This window comes from Vibrio genomosp. F10 str. 9ZD137, from assembly GCF_049974785.1.
Classification (GTDB): Bacteria; Pseudomonadota; Gammaproteobacteria; order Enterobacterales; family Vibrionaceae; genus Vibrio.
This window is the reverse complement of sequence record NZ_JBNGCJ010000442.1, coordinates 1-659: the sequence shown is the minus strand read 5'-3', so window position 1 is coordinate 659 and position 659 is coordinate 1. Positions and strand designations below refer to the sequence as shown.

1 protein-coding gene is annotated in these 659 nt (G+C 42.3%); it reads right to left on the bottom strand.

All coding sequences use genetic code 11. The annotated features are described in order from the left end of the window. Nucleotides 1-261 precede the first annotated feature (261 nt). Nucleotides 262-659: STAS domain-containing protein (locus ACP45E_RS10555; protein WP_141707291.1), on the bottom strand; the 398-nt coding region annotated here is incomplete at its 5' end.

Here is a 659-nt window from a genome sequence, read left to right as displayed (position 1 = left end):
TAAGAAAGGTGCTGCGGTAGGCCTAGGCGCTGGAGTTATTGGTGGTAGTCGAGACCGTCGTCAGAATCAAGCCGACTACGAACAGAATCAGCAGACGGTAATGAGAAATTGCATGACGAACCGTGGTTACACTGTTCTTAATTGATGATGAGTGGGTAAAAGCAAACTAGTGTTTTTAACGACTATCATGGTGTTTAGGATAGAAAAAGGGTTTGCCGTTGTTTGGCAAACCCTTTTGTTTTTCCACTAAGCATTTAAAAATTAGCCAGCTAAAACGTCCGTTGCTACTTTATAGCTAGGATCTTCTTTAACGTTAATTTCAACTAAGCTACCTGCTTTGTGAAGAAGCGCGCGACAATCTGGGCTCAAGTGACGTAAGTGTAATGTCTTTCCAAGCGTCGAATATCGAACTGCTAGTGTTTCTATCGCTTCGATTGCTGAATGGTCTGCTACACGTGAACTCGCAAAGTCGACGATAACATCGTCAGGATCATTTTTAAAATCAAACAGTTCAAGGAAGTTAGCCGCAGAACCAAAGAAAATTGGACCGTTGATATGATATACCTTTGAGCCTTCATCGTTGAGTTTACTGCTCGCGTAAATATGCTTTGCATGCTCCCAAGCGAACATTAAAGCAGAAACCACAAAGATCGGAAGAG